Source organism: Bacillus sp. SIMBA_074, assembly GCF_046534555.1.
Taxonomy (GTDB): domain Bacteria; phylum Bacillota; class Bacilli; order Bacillales; family Bacillaceae_G; genus Bacillus_A; species Bacillus_A mycoides.
Genome location: NZ_JAWRYM010000508.1, coordinates 1 through 272, shown reverse-complemented (window position 1 = coordinate 272; position 272 = coordinate 1). Strand labels below are relative to the sequence as shown.

Genomic DNA, 272 nt, shown 5'->3' with positions numbered 1-272 from the left:
CATTTTGCTCGCGATCGGAAAACAGAGTCAAGGGAAAAACACAGTCTGGGATTCTCCTTATGATAATGGCACGCGTGATGACCCGTCTGAGCATGTCAGAAAAGAAGTGTCACCTGGCAAGTATTTGATCCGCATCAGCGAGTATGAGCAAAATGCGGTGAATGGGGAATATCGTTTGGACCTGGGCTTTACTCCGATTAAGAAAGATCCAAATGAACCGAATGATACGTATCTTCAAGCATCCCCGCTTGCAGGTGGAACCTTGATGACAG

General features: G+C 46.7%; 1 pseudogene. It reads left to right on the top strand.

The features are described from left to right. Positions 1-272: pseudogene (locus SB773_RS31765) on the top strand (serine protease); the annotation flags it as partial.